Source organism: Stenotrophomonas sp. CFBP 13725, assembly GCF_014841935.1.
Taxonomy (GTDB): Bacteria; Pseudomonadota; Gammaproteobacteria; order Xanthomonadales; family Xanthomonadaceae; genus Stenotrophomonas.
This window is the reverse complement of the sequence record NZ_JACYUV010000006.1, coordinates 94,071-119,473: the sequence shown is the minus strand read 5'-3', so window position 1 is coordinate 119,473 and position 25,403 is coordinate 94,071. Positions and strand designations below refer to the sequence as shown.

Genomic DNA, 25,403 nt, shown 5'->3' with positions numbered 1-25,403 from the left:
CTAGGGCATTAGGAGCATGATTTGACGGGCATGGGTCGCAGTTTTTTTCGCTAGGCGCTTTTTGAGCAATCCATCGATATCCCCGGAGAAGGTAGGGCGGTCTCAAGGAGCGAGCGCAACACGTGATCTGAATTCAGCGATCTCTTTGTCTATCACTTCGGCGGGTGTCTTCCAGCCCAGCGCCTGACATGCTCGCGTGTTGATGGGCATCGCAACGTGGTTTAGATATTCTTGGCTCACGCAGGGCAGATCGATGCCCTTGGGCAGGAACTGCCGATGCAATCCGTTGGTTTTCTCGTTCCTGCCACGCTGCCAAGGCGCGTGTGGATCAGGAAACCACACGTCGATATCCAAGGGGTCCATCAGCTCTGGGGAGCACGTCAGCTCCGTGCCTCGGTCATAGGTCAAACTAGCACGCGTGAATTCGGGCAGCTTCTTCATTTGGCGACTGAAACCCTCCGGTGGCGTTTCAGCTGTGCATCCGTCCATCCTGCAAAGGATCACAAAAGGCGTCTTTCGTTCGACCGGTTTCCCTACGCGGGAGCGGTTGAAAGCCCCCTTGATCAAATCGCCTTCCCAGTGGCCAGGAATCAGTCGTTGCCGCACGTCCTCCGAGCGATGCAAGATACGCAGCTGCTCAGGAGCCCCCGTCCTCGTGGCCGCCGCCGTACGGCGCAAACCCCGCGTCGGCTTGCTGTGCAGAAGTGCCTGCCCGCACCAGCCACGATGCAAAGTGATGCCGCAGGTCATGAAACCGGAACTCGTCAACGAGGGCATCGGTTATGAGCTTGCCCCACCCTTTCTTGATGTCGGTCACGTCGAAGACCTTACCCACGCTGCTCTCGCCCGCTTGACTAGCCCAACGCTGCAGGACTTCCATGGCTTCGGCGTTCAACGGGATGTGACGCTGCCTACCGGACTTGGCGTTCTCTGCCTGGATGGTGCGCCTCTTTGCCTCCCAGTTGATGTCGGCCCATGTCATCGACAGCAGCTCACCCCGTCTCATACCGGTGTTCATGGCCGTAAGAACCACGGGCGCTAGGTGATCGACATACCCGTCCATCGGCAAATCAGGCAGAACCGCTTGCCGATAACGGCGACGAGCAGCATTGGCATTTGCCCTGCCCTCAACCCCAGCTAGATCGCGCGCTGCCAGCGCGGCCCGGAGCATTGCCTCCTCATCAGGGGACAAGAACCGCACGACCTTCCGGCTAGCGGCTGATCGCTGGCGCATGCCCATCAGGGGATTGGTCTCGATCAGCTTCCACTCAACGGCGCGAGACAATGCAGACCGCAGGCACGCGAAGTCGCGCGCTGCCGTAGCCTTGGTTACGGCATCCGGCCCAGCGACACGCCCACGCCACCACCGTTCCATCGTCGGAACGTCAATCTCAATGATCTGACGGCGTAGCAGCCATGGGAAAACTGATCGGATGCGATCCGGGTACTGACGACCACCCTTGAGCTCAGCAACAGCCCAAGGCTCGAAGTGATCGTTGAGCAGAGTTTCGAGTGTGCAGCTAGTGAGCTTGCACTTTGCCAGCGTCGGCAATCCCGAATGAACATACTCAGCTACCGCCTGCCGGGCTCGGTCCCGGGCCTGGTCGAGTGTCAGGTGTTCTACTGAGCCCAAGGTACGACGCTTACCATGCGCCCAGGTCACGATCCAAGCTTTGTGCCCTGAGGGCTGCACACGAAGAATCAGACCACGAACCTGAGCGTCCCTGAGCTCGTAGGGACGATCTCGGGGCTCCGAGGTAAGAACGATGCGTTTGGTGAGCGCGGATGACATTGATCGGTGTCCCGTAAGTGGCGATAAGGCCAACTTAGGACAGCATTCGAGGCGATGTTTGGATAAGGATCGTCCTCGATAATTTTCCCCCGCTTAGCTCAGATAAGATTACATTGGGACGCGCCGCAACTAGGTTCTTCTCAGATTGATATCAAAAATCTCACCATCTTCTATGTACAGCACAACACCACTATCGGAAGCTAGGCGCATATCAAGTATCCAGACCTGAGGAGCGCCCTCCAACGCTTCGCATAACCCGGCTGTTGAAATATGGCAACCTCGTCCAGAAACCTTATCTCGTAGTGCATCGAGTGATGGAGATGAAAAATCTCCCGATGGAACATCCAAGAAGGATAGTTCCCAGACGTCTTCCGGGCTGAAGTGTCGCCTAAGGACCTCACTGACTTTCTTTCCAGTTATGGGGAATCCCCAGTCTTCAGCATTCATACTGCTCAACCTTCATTGAGTGGCCGGGCCTTCGCCCGAGATGGCGTCCCACCAGTACCGTTGGACTCGTAGGGGTGCTCATGAGGGTTTGTATGGCTTCCCGGTCTCCCGTGGTCAGTGAAGTCGATGGTCTTGACAGGTCGACCCTGCCCATCAAACTCTTTCGCAGTTTTCTTGTGACAGGCAAAGAGGCCCGTCAGCGGCAGAATTAAAGACTACATCGTATCGGTTTTCCGTCGCGCGGTCAGTCACAGAAACGCTGAAGTCCTTAGAGTCCGCACGCCGAAGCTGGGTTGCACAGGCCGGTATCAACATGCACAACAAGGCAGCCACCAATAACTTTTTCATCGATCCTGATCCATGATGTGGTCCGATTGATAAGGCGCTGCTCACTGGGCAACGTCTTGAAGATATTTTGCTGCTGAGGGGTTCCAAACTTGTATGCCGTGTCTCCATTGAAGAACTGGTCCTGCCGATCATCCCGACTGACTGCATCTAAACGTTCAAACAAACGTCACTATCATTTGGGGAATCACGCCAGGAAGCTTTGTAATTACCTACATCACCTTTGATCAACGTCATCTCTTGGAACATAACCTTCAAACTCCCAGTCCATCACTTCAGCCAACCTATGGGCCACCTCATCCCAACTGCCATGCGGCACGGCGGCGCAAACAAGCTCAACTGCTCGTTTAACTGCCTCACAGCTGACATCACTTACAACAAGAAGCTTTGGAAGGATTTGACCTTCTTCGACCATGCGCTCCAGCCACTCGCGGTTACATGCAGTAAAACCAAACAATTCCGCACCCTTGGCGTCATCTGGACCGATAGATGCCTGAAAGTAGCAACCAAATAAACCAGTTTGACGATACTTATCATATGAAGCATCCCAATCAGCCGAATCGATCCCCATCAACTTTGCTTGAGTCATTTTATTTTCTCGACATCGAGATGAGCATTGTTGGTCCACCTACCTCCAGGTATGGAGCGAGATTCAAAATTGGCCTGAACACCGGTAGAAGCGTGAGCACTGTTGGGTTTGTCTGATGGGAAACGGTATTGGCGCAAACCATCTCGACTAATGAGCGCATTCCCAGAACTAGACTGGCTCGCACCCGATCCAACCCATGCTCGACCCATAACATCAGCTTGCTCAGAAGTCGCATTACCAATCCCGAAATTTCCTTTTCCACGAGCGGCATCGCGAAGCATGCCACTCATCTCAGCCACCCCCTTAGCCCCACCCACCCTCGCCTCTGCCGAAACCATTGCCCTTCCACCGGCGCCAGCACCGATGCCAGCCGACATCGCAATTGCGGTATACAAGACAACATCTTCCGCGCTGTGCGGCTGACTTAGTTCAGTTGCAAGCTGTTCCCCCACCATCTGACCTGCACTGGTCCGCGCATCTGAGGGACCAACCATTGCCTGATGTACTGTAGCGAACGAACCGGGACGTCGCCAAAGACTCCCACCAATAGTGCCTGGTTGAATCAATCCCTTGTATTTCGACCAGCCTTCGAAGCAGCAGATCCGCATCAGACGCTACTGAAACACTGCCATACCCAAGAGAGCAGATTTGTTTAGATGCCGCCACAGCACCACTATCTTTCGTGCTCATTGATCTTTCCTATCCGGCCTTGATGGATGGCGTTCTCCGGAATATGGGATATTTTCCACGCTGTGCACCCGTCGCCTCTCTTTCCCGCAGACTGCCAGCTTAAATGCTGGGTGTCATGGTGAGGCCCAGGACTGGGATGTGGTCCATCGTATCCAATCTTCGCCCCACCCTCCCCCTTGAACTCCACAGCTTTACCGGTCTTCTCATCAACCTTTGAGAAGGCAACCTTGATGGGGTCATTCATCCCAGCGCTCTCAAACGCACCACGTCTCGCGGAGTCGAGCCTGTCTCCCGCTTTTTCTGCCGTACGTGCACCTTCAACAGCCCTCTCAAGTCCTCTAGCTGCCTTGATCGCTGTACCTGCGCCATCGGGCACGAAGGGTACAGCCGTAGCCGTTGCATCAATGGCTACGCCAACTGAGTCGAAAATGCCCGCGCCTTTTGCGCTAAGGGCCAACGAAGCCAGACCAGACCTTGGTGGCGGTCTCGACAGGTGCTCGCGTCAAGCGGACCTGCAGTTACCGGCCAGCGGCCGGCACTACCACCAAGCGAGCCGCAAACAAAAAGCCCCGACCAAGGCCGGGGCTTTTCGTAGAACTGGTGCCGGAAATAGGAATCGAACCTACGACCTACGCATTACGAAATATAAGCTAACATCCTTTTAACCACTAAATATCAATTACTTATTGACGAACAGGGAAAATTCTGGGAAAACTAGTCACCTCTAATGATAGGGACTATCAAGCATGGCTCGCCCCAAGAAGGAACTGACAGGCCAAGGGGTCTACGACCGCGGCAGCGCCTGGCAGGTCCGCGTGAAACGCCAGGATGCGGCCGGCAACATTCACCGAATCAACAGGACCTTCCCTTACAACAAGCTGTCCGCCTCAGTTGCTGCGGACAGCCGAGCCGCAGTGTTCAAGCATGCGGCCGCATTCGCCGCCAGCGAACGCGCCGCCCTTCATGTTGAGAAGCGCCCCGCTTCTGACCTGCTGGGCACGCAGACTCTCTCAAAATGGATCGACCGCTACATCGCCGAGATCTGCCCGAAGAAGAAAGCCGGGAAGGGAGATGAGCGGCTTTTGAGGTCGATTCAAGAACGCTTTCCAAAGCTCTGCAACCGTCCTGTGGCGGATCTCTTACCACGCGACTTCGGAATGACCTCCCTTGGCATGGGCCACACCCTTGACGAGACTTACCTCCTCGCACCGGCTACCGTGCGCCGGAACCAAGCCGTTGTATCTCAAGTGTTCACGGCCGCCATTGAAGAGTGGCACTACTCGCTGAAGGAAAACCCGCTACTGAAGGCCACCAAACCTGCCATAAGCAATAGCCGTGAACGCGTGGTTTCACCGGAGGAATGGCGGTCCATCCTCGACTGTCTTGCACCCATGCGTCCAGCCACCCGAGCCGCCATTTTGTTCATGCGGTGGACCGCCTGTCGACGTGGCGAGGCCGTCAAGCTTCGATGGGAGGACGTCAGCCTTGAAGGGACACCTCAAGCCATCTTCCGCGACACTAAAAATCCAATAGCGGGCCAGGTAAGCAGCCGCACAATTCCGCTGACCAAGGACGCGGTCAGTGCGCTGAATACGCTTACGGCGGAGCACCACGCCGTATGGCTAGCTCGGCATGGCAAGACCCTGAAGAACCATCCAGTGCCGGCCAACCCAGGACATGGTCCCGTCTTCTCGGTTGACGAAGGTAATTCGCCAATCGCCGCGGACAGCCTCACGCAAGCTTGGGAGCGTGCGTGCCACGCCGCGGGCGTAACAGGTGCAACCCTACATGATCTAAGACACACGCGGTTGACTGAACTCGCCAACCTACTCCCTTTACAGAAGGTTATGCGCATCTCCGGTCACAAGACCGCTCAGATGCTCATGCGCTACTACAATCCGAAAGTTGAAGACTTGGCAGCAGATCTGGAAGCAGCCATTAGGACAAAGAATCGACAGAAGTCTAGTGGCAGAACTAAACAGCAAAATTAGAGCTGGACTTCCCGAGCTCACCGCCCTGACCGCCCTTCTGCTGGAAGGGCAGCCGAGGCAGCGCATCGTTCAGAAACGACCGGTCGTGGGATCAGCTGGCGCACCAGGCGACGCCGGTTTCACTACCTTCTCTAGCAGATCCTTCTGAAGCACCGAGTCAACGAATCCATTAAAGGCATCATCGCTCCCCTGCTCAGCTATGCCAAGCGCGAGTTCGGCCGCCAACAAATTAGGTGCCGGTGGTTGCACATCATCGAGCGAGGAAATGTGAGCTACTAGCTTCCAGCGGATCGAGGCGATGCGACAGTTGATACACCGAGCGCGCTGAATTGCACGTTGCACCGGTTCGAGCTCGACATGGGCCGCCATCCCACTGTGACCAGCAAAGAACATCAACGGCATACCTTGCAACGCCGTCCATGTCTCCCTTACAACCTGAGCCACGTAAGGTCCATACGTGTCCAGGGTGTTGGCCGCCCTATCAGCCACTGCGTCTGCCGCAGCTAGGCTGTAAATGAACTCTTTGAAGAGATCTTCCTTTGACTTGTCCTGGTTCTGTTCAGTCATGGTCTCATCCTTGGGGTGTGAGCCCAGATGCTAACCCATAACAGTGGTTCCACAACGCGGATCCGCAGAGACCGATGAGCCTTCTCGGTCGCAGGGAAACCGCAGCAGTGTCCGTTGATGCCCCCCCTTGACGTTCGGGGCATTTATGTTATCGATTCAAACGAGGCGAGCCTTTTAGTTCGTCCCTTGCCTCACTAAGCCCTCGGCGACAGGTCTCCTCCCCCGGGTTGCCGGGGGCTTTTTTATCCAAACCCCTTGCGCTTTCCTTAAAATCGAATACCCCTGAAAGCATCCATTGATCTTTCTGGGAGGAAAGCATGCAACCCCGTATTAAATATTTTTCCGTGCTGACGGCCATCGTTTCGATGGCGCTGGCCGGATGCTCAACCGTCAAACCCACCCCCTCTAATCCATCACCGCCCTCTCTGGCAACTCCAAAAGCTCACAACCCCGTTTACCGCTTCTTTCATCCCAAGCAAAAACGAGTCTGGAAAGGGGTTTCGCCCTCGTTGCGCGAAAAGGCAGAAGCCGTCCTGGCCCAGTTGGCAGCAGAGGGGTATGACGTGCGGCCGGTGGAGGTCTATCGAAGCCCAGAGCGGCAAGCGGCGTTGATGGCGTCGGCCAGCGGCGTCACGAGTGTTGGGGCTTGGTCCTCTTGTCACAACTACGGCCTGGCGTTGGACGCAGCCGTCTTCGTCAAGGGGGAGCCAAGCTGGAACTTGAACGATCCGCACGTGATGGCCGGCTACCTGCGATTTGGGGAACTTTCGGAAATCGTGGGGTTGAACTGGGGCGGGCGATGGACCAGCCCCAAGGACTATCCACATGTTGAACTCAAGTCCGAATGCGGTCAGGCCAAGTGGGCCTACCGCCGCGGCCAAAAGCTCCCAACCTTTGCTGCCATCGGAGAACCCTCCCCTGAGGTCCTGGCGCGGGCACTAGCGCCGAGCTGGTGCCCGGCTGGCGCGCAGTGGGCTTGCAACGGCGCAACGCAACGATGGGCATGGAATTTCTCCACACTCTCAATCAATCGCGCTTCATGCGCCGCTATAAACCCTAACAACCGATTATATTCCTCCCCAAGCGCTTGACGAACCCGGATTTTGTTTTATGGATCAAGGAAGTTATCCATAAAGCCGGGAGGCCTGCATGTTGCGCATTCGTTTTAAAGCACTGTCGTTGCTCGTGGGGGCTGCCTTATGCACCTCCCCTGCCCTTTTCGCCCAAACCCAGGTTGGCGATGGAGCCCAAGCGAATGAAAGGAACACGACCGCGGTAGGGAACGCTTCCAAAGCGCAGACGTGGGGAGCCACCGCATTAGGGGCGGGAGCCGTGGCAGATGGGGGACAAGCTTTGCTTCCTGACGGCACGATGGGCGGCTGCGTGGGCGCTACGGCAGTGGGCACCGCGGCGCACGCCTTGGGCTGTAGCACCACCTCCATCGGCTATGACAGCCGGGCCGAAGGAGTCGGGGCAACGAGCACGGGTGTCGCTGCTAAAGCGTCTGGGAGCAATGCCGCTGCCTTCGGCACGTATGCAGAGGCAAACGCTCTGGGAGCCTTCGCGGGGGGCGCATACAGCCTAGCGTCTGGCGTGGGCAGTGTGGCAGTGGGAGTTAACAGCGAGGGCAGCGGTGACGCATCGGTTGCGATCGGCACCACCGCTCGTGCGACGGCCAACGGATCGACAGCCGTCGGACGCGCAGCTGTCTCGATCGGGAACTCGAGCCTTGCCGTCGGGACATCCGCCAACGCTTCCGGAGACAGCGCTGCGGCGTTTGGCTCCAGCAGCAATGCTTCTGGCGACTACTCCGTTGCCTCCGGGCTAGGTTCCCAAGCAACTGCCGAAGCCGCCACCGCCACCGGGCCGTGGGCAAAATCCTCGGCTCCTTACTCGATCGCGATAGGCCCAAGCGCGGCGGCAGAAGCGGAAGCCAGCGTTGCTATCGGTAACCGCGCCGCCGCGACCGCGCGTGGTTGCGTGGCGGTGGGGTCTAACAGCCGATGCAATGAAGAGGCAACCGCCGCGTTTGGGGACCGTCGATTGACTGGCGTCTCCCGAGGCATTGTTGATACGGATGCCGCTAACGTGGGCCAAGTGCGCTCTGTCGTGCAAACCTTTGGCGGCGGCGCTGACGTGGTCAATGGCGTCTACATTGAGCCGTTGTTCGAGTTCCGCGGTGGTGTCAGCTACAACAACGTTGCGGACGCCATGTATTACTTGGACGGTCGAGTAGCCAACCTAGAGCAGAATCCGGGCACGGGTCCCGGCGCACCTGGACCGCAAGGTCCCCAAGGACCAGCGGGTCAAGACGGTAAAGATGGGGTGGACGGAACCGCAGGCACCAGTTCCGGCTCAGTGGCCAAGGCGGGCAAGAACGTTGAGGTCACCACCAACGCGGACGGTAGCCAAACCGTTTCAGTCAGCGACAACGTCCAGCTTTCGGATGCTGGATCTGTCCAGGTCGGCGCGACCACGGTCAACGCCCAAGGCGTCTCCATTCAAGGGGGGCCCTCGGTCACCACGGCGGGGATCAATGCAGGCAATCAACGCGTGAGCAACGTTCAAGCAGGCCGGGTCGAGCGTGGCTCGACGGACGCGGTCAACGGCGGTCAACTCTGGGACGCGCAGCAAGCCTGGAACGACCGCTGGACGGACACCGAACGCCGCGTGCGTCATCAGGACCGTCGCATCAATGCTCTGGGAGCACAGCTCGGCGCAATGAGCCAAATGGCGACGGCTGCAGCACAGAACGGCGGGACGGCGGTGGGCCAAGTCAACCTCAACATGGGCGTCGGCTTCTCTGGGGGCGAGGCGGCGGTGAGCGTCGGCTGGGGGGCCCGTATCTCCGAGCGCACCAGCGTTTCTGCCGGCCTGTCCTTCGGCTCCGGGAACAAGCCGGTTGCCGGGTTTGGGGTAAGCATCAACTTGGGGCGCTAAACGATTGCGTGGTGGACTAAGGAGGTGATCGATCTCGGCAAGGGTCCTTCGGAGCCATTGTTCGTTGAGCCCCTTGACGAACCCGGATTCTCTTCTATGGGTATGTAGGTATATCCATTGATGGAGGAGCCTTGGTCTGGAAACGCAACCAAAAATACTTGCCCCGCCCCCGACATCTCTACGGCCTGTTCTTCAACAACGGCTGCTGCTATGTCGGGCAAACCGTGGACTTGAAGCAACGGGAGCAGCAGCACCGGAGTAGTCGCGGAGGCTGGCAGGGACAACCGTTCTCCTTTGTTCCGCTCTCCAGCATGACCGGCACGCAGGCCGACGCTGAGCAGCACGAATTTGCGTGGCGCTACAAGGCCTTTCAGAAAGGCTGGCGGATGTACTCCAAGCCGCCGGGCGTCCTCATCCGGGATCCCCGTCGGCGGACGACGTGGCACATGAAAAGTCTGGCGCATGGGTTCATGTGGCCAGCACGCGCACCAGCACTTGGACGGCATGCAGCGACGAGCAACGGCCTGCTTTGGGGTGCCTTCAAGTGGCTGTTTCTCTACCCCGTTTTGCTCGCATTGGCGCTGTCGTCGTCACGCATCGTCCTGCGCTAGGTATGCCGCCGGAACAGGCCACTACCGTCTCTGAGCTCGCGAATCAGGCATCACCATGATCGATGTGCTGACTTCACTCCTCGCGGAGCGCATCGTCGGCCATCCGCTCATCAAGCGTATTGAAACGCTGATACAGATCTTCCACATCGCCCAGAAGGTCAACGCCCAGATGGTTTGCAAGCCGCTGTATACCCACGAAAACATAGCGACAGGACGTCATCAGAAGGTGATCAAAGTCCCTTTCCTCCGGACCTATGCGTATCGACTCTAGAACGTCCCCGTTGGTCACCAACAGGCCTTCCAAAGACTTCGGTGAAAAATGAAGCGCCTCAGAGGCCATGACGAACCTGCCATACATCAGCTGATCCACGCCACCTATCTGAGCCCAATCAAGTGTCTTGATGTCACGGGCCGTCCGTCCTTGCTGATCTTTGAAGTGGGTCAAACGGTGGGTAGCCTCTGCTATTTCCTGCCGCAACTCCTCATCCGACGGCTCGGGAACCATCTCAGGCGGCCAGTCCTGGCGGAAGTTGAGGATGTCGCCCAACATCTTCTTCCGATTCAAGACGTCTTGGATCAGATAGTCCTGAAGCAACTCAGGGCGAGCTACTAAAGCCGACAGACGGGCCAGCGCCTCCATTAGGCTTCGTTGGTGTCCCAGCGCTTCGGTGTAGAACCCGTTCACTGCCAAGAGGGCCAGCGCACGAAGCGCTGACACCTGCCTGATGAGAAGGCAGGTAGGGATGAGCTGATGCGGATCGTCGGCCGATATCTCAAGCTTGGCGACGAAGAGTTCACCAGCAGTTGCAAGAGAGCCAGTGATTTCCAAGGACTCAGCATGGCGACCAAGCATCTTTTCGATGTATGGACCCCGGCCGTTGATGGGATCAAGACACTGCCCAGACATTGAATCTGCTCCTCTTATCACTGAATCATCCCGTTCGAACTGGTTGAGAGCGAAAACGAGAGATGGCTATTGTCAGAAAACGACAGCCGTCAGCGAACACTCTACTGTCCACGGGCGTTCGCCAAGACCTCTTCGGCCTGCAATGGCGGGATATAGATCACCATGGCAACGCTCTTGGCGTCAGATGTCATGGTATTGATCAATCCGTGCCTACGGACGTCTTGTTCACTAACCGATGAACCGTAGGGAATGAAAACGCCGGCGCGGACTGCGGGATTCTGCGGGGCAGGCACACGGAAGGCGTTGAACGATTTGATGATATCCGCCTCCAGCACGGCCGCTGCCTCACCACTGACCTGAACACCACACACTCCCAAGTTGTTGATCACGAGGTTGAACGATGACGTCCCATTTCCTTTCGACGGGAGCGTATACATCTGTCGCCGCCCTCGCTGAGGCGCCCTGGAGTAGCCGCTGGCCGCCTCGTCAGCAGGTTGTAATGCATCAACTTCAATTAACCGCGTCACCTTCGCTGTATCGCTCTGGGTGTCATAGCAATACTTCCGGAAACTAGCGATAGCGGAGCTTTCCTCGACGCTCGAAGCAGAGGGAGCTTCTGAAGGAACATCCGCCGGGCTACTAACCTGCGGGCCATTGTCGACCGCAACGGGGGCAGTTCCGACCGGTGCCGGTGTGCCACCGGGCTGGCAAGCCACCAGCAAAGCCCCCATCGCTCCGGCAAAGACCGATCCGCCAAATCCATTCGCTTTCAAGCTGGTTCTCCTTGAGCACCACACGGCTCTCCGCGAACTATAACGCACCCGCATGTCGTCAGCGCCCCAGTCCCTGCTGTAGCCGTGAGGCCGGAATCCGGGCCCCTTCCAGAGATCCTGGTGGTATGGTCGCTCGTTGACGGCCATGATCGAAAACCTCCAAGAGGCGGCGCGCTTTGCGCTCGCCGTCACTCATTGCCCGTCGTGTTTCTTGCCCTTCTTTGTGCTCGTGGAACAGCGCATCGAGCTTGCTTTGAAGAGCCCCGGCCTGTGTCCTGGGACTCTGGGCTGGGGGCATGGCCCCCTGCCGCTCCTTGACCCCGGCATCGAGCACGGTTGCCTTCAATCGCTCCAGCCCCAACCGGCTATTGAGCTGCTCCACGTCGTCGTAGGTCCCGTAGAGCTTGTAGCTCCCCTTGGTGAGCCGGGTAAAGGCCACGAGCGACGACGCGTTGTCCATCATCCCCAGGTTCATGAGGTGGAACACTTCGCGCCTGCCCTGCCCCTGTGACTTGTGGACGGTCACGGCGTAATCGTGGACCACCGCCTTGTGCTCGTGCGTGTTCCAAACGACCTTGCGCCCGTTCTCCTTGGGGTTATCTGACCGCAGCGTGCCGGTGATGTCGTAGCCGCCCGCTCGTGACGGCTTGATGGACTGAATCGTGGCTTGGGATCCGTTGACCACCCCCAGCTCCATGTTCTTTGCGGTGAACATCACCCGATCCCCTTCCACCAAGGCTAGATCGAACTTGCGGCCATTGACGCGCCCCTCCACCACCACTTCATCGGTGCCGATCTCGCCGCGGTCCTTCAACCGTTGGCGAATCTTGGCATTGAGGGCATCGACCTCGGCTCGGCTATGCGCCAGCACCAGCTTGTCGTCCAGCGCGGCGTTGTTGTTGAAGTAGTCGTTCACCAGGCGCTCGATGGACTTCTCTTGGGAGTGCGCTTCCACGATGGAGTCCAATAACCGCTCCTTCTGCTTATCGCCCATGTCCAAGGTTTCGCGCCGGCTGCGGGTGCCCTTCTTCAGATCGACCACCTCGCCGTTCACGTCCTGGGCATAGAACCCCATTGCCGTTTCGCGGTCCTCCTGCCGCGCTTGCCGGCGAATCTCGGTCAACTTCACGTCGCCCACCGCCCTTTTGGTGAGCTGAAAGCCGGATCCCGCGCCGATGGGCTGCAACTGCTCTGTGTCGCCCTGGAGGATGACCTTGGCCTTCGCTTTCTCGGCATGGGCTAACAAGGCTCGGGTGTCGCGGGTGTCCACCATGCCTGCTTCATCGATCACGATCACGTCGTTGGGCTGAAGCAAGCGCTTCCCGTCATCCAAATCGAACAGCATCTGGGCCATAGACGTGGAGGGAATCCCCGATTCCGCTTCAAGCTTCTGGGCGGCCTTGTTCGACACGCACACCCCCAGGAGCACCATGCCTTCGGATTCCAGGGCCTCCTTGTAGAGCTCCGAAATCGTGGTCTTGCCCGTGCCTGCCAGGCCGCTCAAGTTCGCTACTCCACCACTGCCGCGGCAGATGTGGTTCACGGCCACTCGCTGCTCTTGCGACAGTTGGAAGCCCTTGGCCTGTTCGTAGTCCGCGACGACACGCGTCACGGTCTCCGGGCTGGCGTGGTGCTGGGTCTCATTGGCACGGCGGTTGGCAATGCCCACCACCGCCTGCTCCGCTTCCAGCATCCATGGGGCGCAGAACCGATCCTCGGTGTGCTTGCGGGCCAGCGTCAGCCCCCGGTCTTCGTCTGCCAGGCGCTCGGCGTTGACCAGCACCAGGCCATTGTCTTGCTTGAACTGTTCAATGCGGGCATCGAGCCCGGCCGCGTCCAGCTTGCCGGCGTATTCCATCCCCAGCACCCGCACCAGATCGATGTCGTTAAACACAGCCTCGTTCTGATGCAGCAGCTCCAGCAAGTCGGCGTCGCTCATGTGCTCCACTGCGTCCAGGTTGCCCTGCGCCGCTTTTAACGTTTCCGGGGTCAGCTCGAAGCCCTTCAACGCTTCCTGCCAGTGCTCCGCCAGCTCGGCATACGTGGGTTCGTGCTTGTGCTTGCGGGTGGCCTTGTTCGCCTGCTGGTTGGTGACCCCGTGCTGCTCTGCGTATTCGAGCAGGGCCTTCCGGCGCTTGCTGAAGTGGTCGATGACGTCCTGGTCGATGCCGGCCAGGCGTGCGTAGGATCGGTCGGTTTCTTTGCCGTCGTCGTCCAGCTCCCGGACGTGCTCGACCTGGTAGCCCAAGTCCTGAAGGTTCTTGTAGAGCTCCAGCTTGTAGATTTCGTCCATGGCCCGGGCATGCCGGTAGATTTCGACGGCATCGAAGGTCGATTCCTTGCCGTCCTCGCCCAACGCCACCCCGTAGACCAGGTGGTGGGTGTGGAGATCCATGTCCAGGTCTCGTCCCGCGAAGTGCTGGTGGCTGGACCACACCAAGCCGCTGACGCCGATCACGTCTTTGCCGCCTTTCCCGCGGCGGGTCTCGACCATCGATTCCAGCCGGTTCATCGCCGTTGCAGAAGCGGCCTGGTGCGCCTTGAGCACGGCATCGCGCTTTTCGGGCGACTCCATCGCAAACAGGATCCCCACGTCCTTGGGCGCCGACACCGTGACGTCGTAGCCGACCCGGTGACCACCGACGACAACAACCTCGGGCTTGCCCTGGGCATCCATGACGGGATCCCCGTTCTTGTCCACCTTTGGCCGCACCCTCCCCTTGTGCCCTGCGTTCTGGCATAGCGCCCTCCCCGTCAGTGGGTCGAACCCCTCGGCCAACTTGCTCATTGTCTCGCGTGTCACCGCGGCAGAGAGCAGATTGAGGTGCGCGGCCATCTTGCCGCCCCAGGCCATGGTGTCCTGCGCGGTTCCGTCTTTGTCGAGGTAATACTCGGTAGCCATCAAATACTCAACGACGGCTGCACCGGACTTGTTGTCCGTGCCTTGGGCGGTCAATGCGGTGACGTTGAACATGGGTTCCCCCTCGTGCTGGCTATCCCTTCAGATCTACCAAATCCCAGCCACTCCACAACCCATCACTTGCGAAAAATCGCATCCAACTCGTCGTTTGATACGGCGCGTAACTTGGGCGACACCGCGCCCCGCTTTTCCAGCTCCGCGGCTGCCTGGTCGGCGGTCATCTTCAAGACCTGCTGGACCTCCGCCGCGCTTTGCGCATCGCTCGGGGGCAAGGGCTTTTGCTCCACCGGACGCGCGCCCTGCTTGGTCCATTTCGCGCGTTTCTGCCCCTCTCGAACTTTCGGGTAGCTCACCCCAGGCCAGTCCAGCAGGAGCAAGTCTCCGGTCGTCTGGAGGATCGCACGGATACCCCAGCGCTCAGGGCCGAAGGTCTTCCCCTTGCGGAATCCCAGGTCGTCGGTGAGTCGCCCTGGCCCCACTATGGCCTTTGATTCCTCATGGGTTGTCGCACGGTCGTCGTGCGTGCGCCAAGCGACCGTGCGTTTGCCCAAGTTGCGGGAGATCTTTTCCCGGGTCTCGCCAACCTGGAGCTGACAGACTACGTGTATGCCAACCAACCCAGCAAATGCCTGCGCAGTCTTGTCGCCGTAAACCTTCTCCACTTGAGACCAATCCTGCACGGCCATGGCCGCCACCACGCCCTTGCTTCTTCCCAAGGCCAACAATGGCTCGATGTTGAGCTTGCCGGCAGAAGTAAGCTCGTCAAAGAAGAAGCCCAGGAATCGTCCGGATTCGTCATCCGGGAGCGAGGGACCGATGATCTCCGGCACCCCAACATTGATCATGGCGGAGATGTAGCTGCGCGCCAGCACCTCATCGGGACCCGATTGCACGATGACTTGCTTTCGCCCGCTGTAGTCGTCCTTGATCCAGTCCAGCATGGAGAACATTCGGTCTTGCTTGCGATCTGGCCAGGCCAGTGCCAGGCGCTCAATGATCGCGGTGCCGTTGGCAACGCACGCCATCACACTGCTGGTGGTCCCGCTTTCCGGATTAGCGATCAGGACAGCAGCCCGGGGATAGTGAACCGAAAGGGCTTTGAACATCGCGTCAGCTGATCGAGCCACCAGTTCGGCCAGCTCTGGCCAGCCCCAATTCGTCTTCTTCGTGGCTTGGAGCTCGCGCACGCAGCCTTCCAGGATCGACTGCGCCGCAGCACTCCAGAAGGCCCCTGCGCCTTCTTCGCTGGGAATGATTGATTGGGCAAAGGCAGAGGCTTGAGTGACTGTGGCCACGTCTCGGCCCACGTCCCAGATCCAGCTGCGCTTGTCGAAGGGGCACACGATGGCCGGGCGGCTGAAGATCGACGTGAAGTCTCCTTTGATGTCATAAATGAAGGCCTTCTTGTCGAGCCGCACCACCTGCTCCAGCAGGTGCTTCATGATGACGCTCTTGCCGCTGCCCACGCTCCCGTAAAGGAACATATGACGGGCCAGAAGCTTCTTGCTGCCCCCCCAGTCCGGGTGCAGCGACAGCGCATGCAGCTCGTCTTCCTGCTCTTTCTTTGTAAGTGACCGACGGCGCGCTTCTGCCAAGGCTTCTTTGCCTTGGAGCAGTTGAGCCCCACTGACGTGCCAAGTGTTGGAACGCGGAATGAGCCCCCGGCGAGTGACCCATGCAGACGCCCATCCAGCCAGCCCTGCCGCAACGCCCACCCGGACAAAGGTTCCAAAAGTCGCTTGCTCCTGGGCCATTTCCCAGAACGCCAGCGCGGGCTCGCGCATCGAGATGGTGGCCGTCGCTAGATTCACCAGCGCTGCGCTGCTTCCCCTGAGAGCCTCGGTGTAGTTCATCAGGGAGTGCGCACTGGGCACCTGCCACGTCAGCCAAAGCGCGGCTGGGTAAGCGATGGCAGCGACAACTGAACCGGACAGGATGGCCTGCGGCCAATACCGGACCTCCCTGCTGGGTTCAATCGAAGAGGGAACCGTCCAGCTCCAGCAGTTATAAACCGGCATGCACTGCCTCTCGACGTTGCGTCCCTGGCTTACGCCCTGAAAAATCCAACTGCCCCGGGTCCGCGCCCCCTCCCAAGAGGGCCAAACAGACATCCGCATGCCCCTGCTCCGCGGCCAAGTGGAGTGGCGTCTCTCCATGAGGATTGCCGTGCGTAGGGTCGGCCCCCACCTCAAGCAGGCGGAGGACGACGCCGTGACGCCCCAAGCGTGCCGCGATGTGGAGCGGCATATCGCCCCGCGAGTTGGGCACGTTGGAGTCTGCACCCATCGACAAGCACGCTTCCATGCCGTTGGCGTTGCCTCCCGCTATGCACTCGCATAACCACGATTGCCACGGGGGGCCAGACACCACGCTAGGGTGAGCGTTGAAGACGTAGGCGGCGCCCAACACCTCTGCGACATGCATTCCGGACAGGCGATCCCCATGTGTCTGGGCGAGCCATGTCGCCGTGTCCATGGCCACTTCTTCGGGGACGTCGTAGCGCTGCAACAAACGGCTGATGCCATCGGAGGAGAAACGAAGGGGCAGCGGAAGTTCACGCCGGCCCCGTATCGACTCCAGCCGATCCGCCGCCACGCGGTTGGCCTGAACCTGCTCCAAGCTCTCCTGAAGCTCACCCAGCAGGAAGCTGCGTTGATGGGCTGGCAGCATTGCGTAGGCTTGGGCGAGCCGCGGGTGTCCCGCCACGCCCGCGTGGAGCGTGGCGTCGAGTTGAGCGACAGGGATGCCCGGCTCGGTTTGGATCAGGGTTGCAAAGCCGCCTGTGCCCAACTCCACGTTGACCCGGCGAGAGAAGCGGCTCGGTGTCATGACCCAGTCAAAGCCCACCGAGGTTTCGGACTCTGCCCCGGTGACTTGCGCGTGGCGGCAGAAGCGTTCTGCAAAGGCCAGTGCCTCTCGGGGTGAGTGCTCGGCCAGCTCCGTTTGATGCTCGCGGTGAAGCGAGGCCATGGTCTGAGTCGGAACGCCGGTCTGGTGAAAGAACGACTCGTGGGAGCGATTCATGAAATCGCCCCCTGCTACATATTTAACGGCTTGATTGATTGGGGTTTCCATCCCCCATGCATAGCGCGTTTAATCGATTTGGCAATCAGCTGTAGAGGCGGATCACGTAGGCGAGACCAACGAGCGCAAACACTTGCATACAGAACGAGATGTTGTGCCAATCCACCTGCTCGAGATCCTTCTTGATCCAGGCACTCATGCCAGATACCCGGCGATATTGGCGACTAGGTAGCTCACCACCGCAAAACCACCCAAGGTGAACAGCAATCCGCCCACGTCATCTACGGCGAACTCGTAAGCGTCTGCGAAAATATACATTGGGACCTCCCCCACTTGTTTTAACTCATTACAGTTAAGCACAAGTCATTACATTGGCAACCCAAAAAAATGCCGAGCAATCGACAGTTTTCTTATTTAGTCAAATCTTTTTAATCTGCGGCCAATGCCTTTAAAAGCAAGCGATTGACCGCCTCAGAAAGAGAGAGCCCTTCTTTCCTCGCAAATGCCTCCAGAGCTACCCGACACGGGAGCTCAATCCGGGCGTTGATCGTCTCAGGTCGAAGAGGCTTTAATCGCAAGCAATGTGTTCTTTTGTTCATCGCTTCAGCATGCCCGCGCTTCTCCCTTTGTCAAACCCCCATCTGCGCACTTGCTTTGAGCCGCTTCTGACGTTGCTTTTATGGGTAGATCGATGCACTCAGATTAACCGGCCGCACAAGAGAAGGGCCCCGAAGGGCCCTTTGTTGGAAGCGTGGATACGTCACTGCCGGAAGACGTTGGGCTGGCGCTCGCGATCCTGCTTTTGCCAGTCGAACTCGTTCTCGTATTTGCGCATCTTTTCCTGTTCTGCCTTTGCAGTGGCAGCGAAGGTGGCAAAGCCGAACTTGCCGTGCCCGTATTGGGGCACATCGGTCTGCGCTCCGCCCTGCTCTTGCTCGGCCTTCTGACGGTTCTTCCGCCACTCGTCCACCCGCATCATCGGGGTTTCAACCGAACCGTCGACGCGCTGTTCCTGCTTTTTCTCTTCCGATGGCAGCATGCCCAGGCCTTGGCGCTCCTTCACGGTTTCGTTGAGCTCGTTTTGCTTGCCTTGCATGCGCGCCTGGTGCTTGGCCACCACCTCCGGCTCGGATTGCCGGGACCATTCCCGGATGTCGTTGCGTGCTTCCTTCAGGCCTGTCTCGATGCCCTGCAGCTTCTCGTCGTATTCGGCCCGCTGCTTCCGAAGGAAGAGGCCGGGGCGCCCGGCCACCTCCATCTCGTGGCGTTGAAGGCCCAGGCTCTGAACCTGCTCCTCCAACTGTGTGATGCGCTCCGGATCAAGGCGCGTGTCCAGCGAGCGTTGCATCTTGTCCACGTCGCGCTGCTCGCTCTCGGCTTTCCGGTCCAGGGAGGTCCATTGCTTGGCCTCCTCGCTGGTGGAAGCGGCCATGCGATCGCGGAACTGTTGGTCTTTCTCGGTGTGATTCATGTTGATTGGCTCCTACAGTGGGGGATGGTTGGGAGGGGGGCTTACGCCGCCCTCGATGCTTTGATGGCCTTGACCACGTCGTCTACCTTGTCCAAGGGCAAGAACGGGGTCTTGCAGATGTCAGCCCGGCGAACCCCGGCACGGTTGAACCAGAGGATGGCCCTGCCCTGCTGGTTCAGCAGACCATTGAACTCGGACTTAGAGAACAACGGCTGGGACTCACGACGCCCACTTGCTGGGATCTCGAGGTCCTTTGTCGCTTGGATGCCCGTGAACTTCTGCCCCACCCATCGAGCTTTGCTGACGGGGTCGATGTGGGTAGCCACCACGCGACCGGCACCGGCCTTGCGCAGCTGCTTCATGCCGGCTGCATTGGGGTGATTGGGATCGAACAAGGCATTGTCCAAGACCATGTCAAGTCCGCCGTCGTAATCCAGACCGGCAGTTTTGTGCTTGAACATGGTCATTTCTTCTACCCCGAAGCGCAGCTCCATGTATTCGTAGCTCTGAGGCGAGGTGCGATACAAGGCCCAGTTCTGGAAGCTGTTGCAGAACTGCTGGGCAGCGGCTTCCGGCAGTTTGGCCAAGATCCCTTCGTAGCCTTGCGTGGCGTAGATGCACGCCATTTTGGTTGCGCGAGAGATCGGCAAGATGCGCTGCTCTTCCCGGCCGATGAGGTTCTGGCATTCATCCATGATCTGGATGACGGGCAGCTCACCGCGTCCGCGCCAGTCCGCTTCAGTGACTTCGTTGCGAAGCTTGATGCCGGTGTAGAGTCGCTGACTGATGAGGTTTTGGACCAAGATGCCGGCCGTCCCGTGCCGGGTATCTGGGACGTTGACGCCCATGGACGTCCCCTTCAGCACGTCGCCGACGTTGACCGACCCGTGCTCGATGCTGTGCCACGGCACCCCTTGGTCGTCCACCAGGTATTTGCCGCGCATGAGGGGCACCAGCCGGTTCTGCACGTTGGCCATGAAGCTGCCACGGGTCTCTGCGGCAAAAGCCGGCCACGTCTTCAGCACCCAGCCGAACGACTGCTGGAGCAGCGAACCGGGCTGCAGCAGATCCGGATGAATGGTCTGTGGGGCCGTTGCCAGACGGGCCGCCCAGTCTGCCTTACGCGCGACAAAGTCTTCGTCATTTCCAAGGTGAATGGGTTGCACACCTATGTAGTTGGCAGCAGCCAACAAGCCCTCGCCAGGAATATTGCTGTCGGCACGCACGTCACCGATGGCTTGAATCAGCTTATCGAAGCGCTCCAGGGTCCATTTCCATTCGCGCTCTTCGGAAAGGGCGTGAATGCGCTCTTCCAGCTGCTCGCCAAGCCGGTTCAACGCCTCATCAATGTCAGCAACGTCGTTGCCATTGGCTTCGTCGCGATCCCTGACCTGAAGCAACCCTTCGATCTCGGTCTCCAGCTCAAGCTTTTTCGCTGCATCCAGCGCACGCAGCTTGAGCTCGTGGTGATGGAGCGCTTCGAGGATCACGGCGGCGTGGTCAATGACCAAACTCGAGATGCCCGTCCAGATGTCCGCGTTGTCGTCTTCCATCTTGGTGTTGGTCAGCGCCGCTTTGAGTCCCTGCGCGTCCAAGCCTTCGATCAGTCCCAGGTGAACGCCGGTCTCAATCACCATGTCCAACATGCCCCGCACCTCGCCCGCCAAGGCGCCCTTGCCGCAGAAAACGGCGAACGCACATGGATAGCCGGATTTCAGGATTTCGGCCATCAGCCAGCGGATGTAAGCCGATTTACCCATACCGGTTTCGGCCCAGATCATGGCGTGCATGAAGAGGTCTTCAATGGAGATGCCTGCCGGCGAGTTGGTGTCGTAGGACTTCTTGACGCCTTTCTTCCGCAGGTGACCCAGCGCCACACCCCATTGGATGAAGGGGCTGGGGTCGGCCAGCGCTTTGCGGACCTGTGTCTCAAGCGCTTGCCTGTTGAAGTCCTCCATCAGCCCTTGCTTGCCCAGGTTAAAGCGTGCGCTCTGGGACTGAAGAACCAAGGTGCGCTCTTTGTAATCCCGGGCGTAGTAGACGAAACCATAAGCCCCGGCCATCACAAACCAGAGGAACCCACCGATGACCGGCGGGAAGAGCATCGTCATCGCGATGGCCACCAGGCCTGCGGTGTTCCACAACGCAAACCCTTTGATCCGCGTCCAACGGCCTCCCCAAGCCTCGTCATCCTGTTCAACAGGTGCAATCAGGCAATAGAGCAGTCCGAGAAAGAGGTAGACGTTGAGAATCGTTGCAAACACGCCAAACACAAGCTCGTTGGATCCAGCCGCCATGAGGAACCCTTTGGCTGCTGCAAGGGGAAGGATGAAGGTCAGCACGGTTGCCCTGAACGCATCGGGCGCTTTCTCGCTGCGCGCGATCGCGCGAATGTAGGGCACCACCGCCGGGAGCAACACCCAACCCAACCAACCCACAAAGGGGATCGAAGTCACGGCAGCGATCACGGCACCGATGATCGGCAGGGCCGCATACATCAGAAAGAGCGCGGTGCTGTCCCCGCCTTGCAAGCGATCGTGCGGATGGACCAGGCTTTCAATTACCTGGCCGTCCCTTGACAGCTCGGCACGTCCCTCCTGGTTCTGGAGGTCCCGCGGAGCAGAGGGCCAGAACGGCGCGAACTTAGCATCTTTCTCATCCAGCGCGTCAGGGACAACATAGGTATTGGTTGCCGCGTCGTAGACGGCCCCCAGTGCCTCAGCTCTGGGCCCATAACTCGCGGGCACCACCAACGTGCGGCTCGACACCCGGTTATGGGCGTTCACTTTTCCGCGAACGTTGGCAAAGCGTGCGGCGACGTTGAACCACATCCTATCGGCCACCGGTCGAGCCGGTGCTCGCAACAGCACGCGGTGCTTGAACTGGATAGCGATGTCCAACAGCGAATAGATGTTCATGATCATTGTCCCCCCTTGGTTGCCAGCTCGTTCCACACGCTCGAGCACACCGGAATGTCACTATTCGTATAGCGACCGGTCCTGAATTTGTTTTCGCAATCTGCCCTTACCGTGGAGTCGTCGGTCGCCTGCGCGGCTTGAGGAGATGCTTTAGAAGCCATCAGCGCCTTAACCCCCTTCTTCACGTCCAACTTGGTCAGCAGTGAAGTGCCTTGGCCAATGGGGGAGCCTTTCCAGTCGGCAAACGGAGCAGCCACTAGCGAACAAACCAAGCTAATCGCGACGACGGCCAAAAACGTTGCTTTGGGGATCTCCGCCTTGCTCACGAGCCGGGCCTCTTCCGCGTGCTGCTGGTCGATCTGCCATGTTTTGAAATCGTGTTTGTGCTCTTGAACCGGACGGTCCACGGCCAAGTAGTAATAACTATCAAGGACATCCTGAAGTATGCCGCGAAGACCCAAGCCCTCAGGACGACCGAGGAATCGCTCACCATGCCACCGCATGAAGCGGGAGGTAAACGAAACCCCTGTGCTTTTGTATGGAAGAAACAACCAACCCAACATGACGCCTCCCTTTGGTTTAAATACCCATTACTTGTAATGGATCATTTGGTTTCGGCAAGGGGATCAGTTGATCCCTGCCTTCTTTGCCCATGCATCCATGTCGTCGCCGGCTTTTTCCTGCCATCCGTTTGTTTCATCAGGTTTTGGCTGGGGCGCGGGGACGACGGAGGCTTTCGGCTTTACCGCTAGCCGGACCGTGGGCATCGAAACCTTGGATGTGGGTTTGGCATTGGGTGTGATCGCTGGGACAAGCTTTGTGGCCGGCGCTTCAACCGGCAGGATTGCATCCGGTAGGGGAGTAGCTTTTGCGTCAACGGGTGACGCAGGCACGCGCTCAATCGGCACGGCCACCGGCAGCGGATCAACGACGGGCGCTGGACGCGGGGTAGCCACGACCGGGGGCATTGCTGCCGGGGCGGCCGTGCCTGCGGCCACGCCCGGCGTTTCGGAATCATGGCGAGTGACCCACCGTGCCGTGGCGCCAGCAAGCACCAGGACAACAAAAGCAGCCGCGGCCAACATTTGATAGCCCTTCTTTCGGCTCGGCCCATTGTTGGGGGCATGGTCCGGCGTTACCGATACGACGGGCTCCCCCTGGGGAATACTTTCGGGGGCGGATGGGGAGTGCTGATCAGGGGTGACAGGGTCCACCACTTCATCGGGCAGGTCGCGCAACTGCGGGAGCGTGCCCATCCCGTCGTAGATCAATGCAGCGACTGCGGGGTTCTCACGAACCGCTTTGGTTAGCTCTTTGGTTACCTTTTTCGCATTGGCTTTCATCGGAGCCAGTCGCTCGAGCCGCGCTGCCTCGTCCTCCGACTCGACCATGGTTTCCGTCACAACAGGCGGAGAAATCGCCTCGGGTTCGACCTGCAGCAGCTCGGTTGGCGCAGCGGCTGGAATCGCGGCGGCGGCGTCTTGCGCTCGCTCTGCTTCTTTCTTCGCCTTCGCCTCTGCTGCCCGGCGTGCGATGGCGTCCTGGGCTTCCTTGGATTTTTCGACCGCCTTCTCTGAGAGCTCTTTGGCCTTGCTCCCAAACACGCGGCCCCAATGCTTGGCGGCATTCATGACCTCGCTTGCGCCTGGCGAAGGAGCGGACCGCTCAGGGCTCGGCGTCCCAGGCATGGATGTGCCGTCGTCAAACATTTCAGCCAACTCTTGGAGGCGGCGCAGCTCTTCAGGGGATGGGGTGTTGCTCATGGTTCCTCCAGGAGATTGAGAAAGATCTGGACCAGGGGCTCACGCCCCCGGTCCACCGCTGGCATCAACGAACGTCAGGGATGGGGCTGACGGTGATGGCGTGGTCGCCGGTCCCGCAGGCGTCCTGGACGGTGGCGTTTGCCAACGCCCCCCGTTTGGCCAGCTCAACCAAGGGCACCTCGCACACGCTTGCGTCGGCACCGCTGAACGAGACGGTCAACTTTTCCTTGCTCGACTTGAGCAGCGCGCCCAACTTGTCGAGCGTGTTTGCCGTGGCCGGATTCAGGGACTTCATGTCTGCGACGGGGTATTTGATGACCAGCTTGTCCAGTGCCTCAGCTTGGCCGTCCTTGGTCTCCACTGTCTTGGTCTGGACTCGCGCATCCAAGCCCGCGGCCTTGGCTGCATCTGCCACTTCCTGGGCTTCCTTGACCTGGGCGCGGTAGCTGGCAATGCCACCCACGACGGCGGCGGCAGCACATGCCACTGCCGCCTTGTCTTTCTTTCCGGTCAGATAGGCCAGGCCACCGCCGGCCAAGCAACCGATGCCACCGGCCTTGAACATGCGCAGCTTGTCCGTCTTCTTCTGCGGTTCCGGTTGTCGCGAGTCCTGGGCAGACGACAGACCCGGAGCAAGCAGTGCGGCGATGGTGAGAGTGAGTGCGAAACGTTTCATGGATGACCTCCTTTGAGGCAGTGGGGGAAGTGTTAAGAGCCGCTGGCGTAGCGCTGCCAGTCGGTCGCATCGGGTTTGGAAGGCGTCTTCGCCGTTTCTGGACGGGGCGTGCGCGGGCTTCCTTGGGATGGCTGGGATGGCGAGAGGAACTGGCTGAAGGCCTGAAGGGTTTTCATCACCAAGTCCTCGTTTGCCTGGAGTGCTGCCGCCTGCTCGGCGCGCATGTCAGCCAGCGCGCTTTCCAGCGCCAAGGCATTTCGGGACTCGGCTTCGCGCACCGTGGTTTGGATGTATTTCAGGGCATCGTTAGCTTCCAGCCCCTGCACCACGCCGCGATTCTTTTCGAGAACCGCCAGGCGCAAATACTTGTTGAGGGAGACCCCCCCCTCTTTCGCGAGATAGCGCGCACTCTCCAGCTCATCGCTGGCGATATTGAAAGACTTCATTAGTAGCGACTGGCGAACCACTTAACCCCCTGCGATGAAAATCCATACCTAATGGATTAGCAGGAGTTTTCAGAAGCGCAAGCGGGCTAAGCCGGAGATCTTTTGATTCCCAGTGCTTTTCTCATCTTTTCAGCCGAGCTGTTGGCCAAGTTGTTAGCCAAGACGTAGAACAAGGCGCAGCAAGGCTTGACCGGGTGGAAACGCGCAGCGTTTCTAGCCAAGCCGGAAAAACACCTTGGTGCGACTTGTGTATGGCCCACTCCCTTCACCTTTCGGAAAACCTTTAACGGTGACTAGGGAGACAAATCGGTTCCTCGCAATCGCCCCCCAGTTTTCGCTCCACCGCTCTTGCCCTTCCGCTTTTCCCCGGTAGAAGTTTAGGAAAGCCCCAATCCTCAACGAACCCGGAGACCCAATGCCCACCGCCTTCGCCCCACCGCTTCCGCCCAATCCGTTCCGCTTCCCCCCTGCAACCCATCCAGCGAAGCACCCCGTCAGCCTGCTTCCCAACGATCAGCCCCACGCCCACTTCC

General features: G+C 59.2%; 21 protein-coding genes. 4 read left to right on the top strand and 17 right to left on the bottom strand.

Going from position 1 to position 25,403, the window contains the following annotated elements:
* Positions 1 to 102: 102 nt before the first annotated feature.
* From IFT65_RS12400 to IFT65_RS12385, 4 genes are all read right to left on the bottom strand, one after another.
* Entirely contained in the window at positions 103 to 750 is a 648-nt protein-coding gene (locus IFT65_RS12400) for an IS30 family transposase (protein WP_342365883.1), read from the bottom strand.
* A complete protein-coding gene (locus IFT65_RS12395; protein WP_192081691.1) occupies positions 638 to 1,792 on the bottom strand; it encodes a site-specific integrase in 1,155 nt (384 codons plus the stop codon). Before IFT65_RS12395 ends, IFT65_RS12400 begins: the two co-directional genes overlap by 113 nt.
* A 129-nt stretch (positions 1,793 to 1,921) precedes the next feature.
* A complete protein-coding gene (locus IFT65_RS12390; protein WP_192081690.1) occupies positions 1,922 to 2,239 on the bottom strand; it encodes a hypothetical protein in 318 nt (105 codons plus the stop codon).
* A 562-nt stretch (positions 2,240 to 2,801) separates the two neighbouring features.
* Entirely contained in the window at positions 2,802 to 3,173 is a 372-nt protein-coding gene (locus IFT65_RS12385) for an Imm8 family immunity protein (protein WP_192081689.1), read from the bottom strand.
* 1,436 nt (positions 3,174 to 4,609) lie between these two features.
* Between IFT65_RS12385 and IFT65_RS12375 the strand changes: the two genes are divergently transcribed.
* Positions 4,610 to 5,854, top strand: a complete 1,245-nt coding sequence (locus IFT65_RS12375; protein WP_042613148.1) for a site-specific integrase — start codon at positions 4,610 to 4,612, stop codon at positions 5,852 to 5,854.
* Between the two features lie 69 nt (positions 5,855 to 5,923).
* Here IFT65_RS12375 and IFT65_RS12370 read toward each other — a convergent pair whose 3' ends face one another.
* Entirely contained in the window at positions 5,924 to 6,421 is a 498-nt protein-coding gene (locus IFT65_RS12370; RefSeq protein WP_042613147.1) for a hypothetical protein, read from the bottom strand.
* Between the two features lie 317 nt (positions 6,422 to 6,738).
* Between IFT65_RS12370 and IFT65_RS12365 the strand changes: the two genes are divergently transcribed.
* From IFT65_RS12365 to IFT65_RS12355, 3 genes are all read left to right on the top strand, one after another.
* On the top strand, positions 6,739 to 7,512 hold the full coding sequence (locus IFT65_RS12365; protein ID WP_192081687.1) for a M15 family metallopeptidase: 774 nt from the start codon (positions 6,739 to 6,741) through the stop codon (positions 7,510 to 7,512).
* 58 nt (positions 7,513 to 7,570) lie between these two features.
* Positions 7,571 to 9,361, top strand: a complete 1,791-nt coding sequence (locus IFT65_RS12360; protein WP_192081686.1) for a YadA C-terminal domain-containing protein — start codon at positions 7,571 to 7,573, stop codon at positions 9,359 to 9,361.
* A gap of 131 nt (positions 9,362 to 9,492) precedes the next feature.
* The gene (locus tag IFT65_RS12355) at positions 9,493 to 9,972 is read left to right on the top strand and encodes a GIY-YIG nuclease family protein (protein WP_192081685.1); all 480 of its coding nucleotides are present in this window, start codon (positions 9,493 to 9,495) and stop codon (positions 9,970 to 9,972) included.
* A 73-nt stretch (positions 9,973 to 10,045) separates the two neighbouring features.
* Here IFT65_RS12355 and IFT65_RS12350 read toward each other — a convergent pair whose 3' ends face one another.
* The 12 genes from IFT65_RS12350 to IFT65_RS12300 all read right to left on the bottom strand — a co-directional run bounded on the left by IFT65_RS12350 (position 10,046) and on the right by IFT65_RS12300 (position 24,870).
* Positions 10,046 to 10,879, bottom strand: coding sequence for a DUF5677 domain-containing protein (locus tag IFT65_RS12350; protein ID WP_192081684.1), 834 nt, complete (start codon positions 10,877 to 10,879; stop codon positions 10,046 to 10,048).
* Positions 10,880 to 10,980: 101 nt separating this feature from the next.
* On the bottom strand, positions 10,981 to 11,652 hold the full coding sequence (locus IFT65_RS12345) for a hypothetical protein (protein WP_192081683.1): 672 nt from the start codon (positions 11,650 to 11,652) through the stop codon (positions 10,981 to 10,983).
* A 58-nt stretch (positions 11,653 to 11,710) separates the two neighbouring features.
* Positions 11,711 to 14,626 (bottom strand): MobF family relaxase, encoded by a 2,916-nt coding sequence (gene mobF / locus IFT65_RS12340; RefSeq protein WP_192081682.1) that lies wholly within the window; start codon positions 14,624 to 14,626, stop codon positions 11,711 to 11,713.
* Positions 14,627 to 14,688: 62 nt separating this feature from the next.
* The gene (locus IFT65_RS12335) at positions 14,689 to 16,590 is read right to left on the bottom strand and encodes a type IV secretion system DNA-binding domain-containing protein (RefSeq protein WP_192081681.1); all 1,902 of its coding nucleotides are present in this window, start codon (positions 16,588 to 16,590) and stop codon (positions 14,689 to 14,691) included.
* Positions 16,577 to 17,647, bottom strand: a complete 1,071-nt coding sequence (locus tag IFT65_RS12330) for an ankyrin repeat domain-containing protein (RefSeq protein WP_192081680.1) — start codon at positions 17,645 to 17,647, stop codon at positions 16,577 to 16,579. Before IFT65_RS12330 ends, IFT65_RS12335 begins: the two co-directional genes overlap by 14 nt.
* Before the next feature lie 144 nt (positions 17,648 to 17,791).
* A complete protein-coding gene (locus tag IFT65_RS18880; protein WP_274602814.1) occupies positions 17,792 to 17,914 on the bottom strand; it encodes a hypothetical protein in 123 nt (40 codons plus the stop codon).
* A 442-nt stretch (positions 17,915 to 18,356) separates the two neighbouring features.
* The gene (locus IFT65_RS12325; protein WP_192081679.1) at positions 18,357 to 19,067 is read right to left on the bottom strand and encodes a hypothetical protein; all 711 of its coding nucleotides are present in this window, start codon (positions 19,065 to 19,067) and stop codon (positions 18,357 to 18,359) included.
* A 41-nt stretch (positions 19,068 to 19,108) separates the two neighbouring features.
* Positions 19,109 to 21,985 (bottom strand): hypothetical protein, encoded by a 2,877-nt coding sequence (locus IFT65_RS12320; RefSeq protein WP_192081678.1) that lies wholly within the window; start codon positions 21,983 to 21,985, stop codon positions 19,109 to 19,111.
* 2 nt (positions 21,986 to 21,987) lie between these two features.
* Positions 21,988 to 22,548, bottom strand: coding sequence for a hypothetical protein (locus IFT65_RS12315; protein WP_192081677.1), 561 nt, complete (start codon positions 22,546 to 22,548; stop codon positions 21,988 to 21,990).
* Between the two features lie 63 nt (positions 22,549 to 22,611).
* Positions 22,612 to 23,748: a hypothetical protein gene (locus IFT65_RS12310; RefSeq protein ID WP_192081676.1), complete on the bottom strand. Its 1,137-nt coding sequence runs from the start codon at positions 23,746 to 23,748 to the stop codon at positions 22,612 to 22,614.
* Positions 23,749 to 23,812: 64 nt separating this feature from the next.
* Positions 23,813 to 24,424 (bottom strand): hypothetical protein, encoded by a 612-nt coding sequence (locus IFT65_RS12305; RefSeq protein WP_192081675.1) that lies wholly within the window; start codon positions 24,422 to 24,424, stop codon positions 23,813 to 23,815.
* A gap of 32 nt (positions 24,425 to 24,456) precedes the next feature.
* Positions 24,457 to 24,870, bottom strand: a complete 414-nt coding sequence (locus IFT65_RS12300) for a hypothetical protein (protein ID WP_192081674.1) — start codon at positions 24,868 to 24,870, stop codon at positions 24,457 to 24,459.
* Between the last annotated feature and the right edge of the window lie 533 nt (positions 24,871 to 25,403).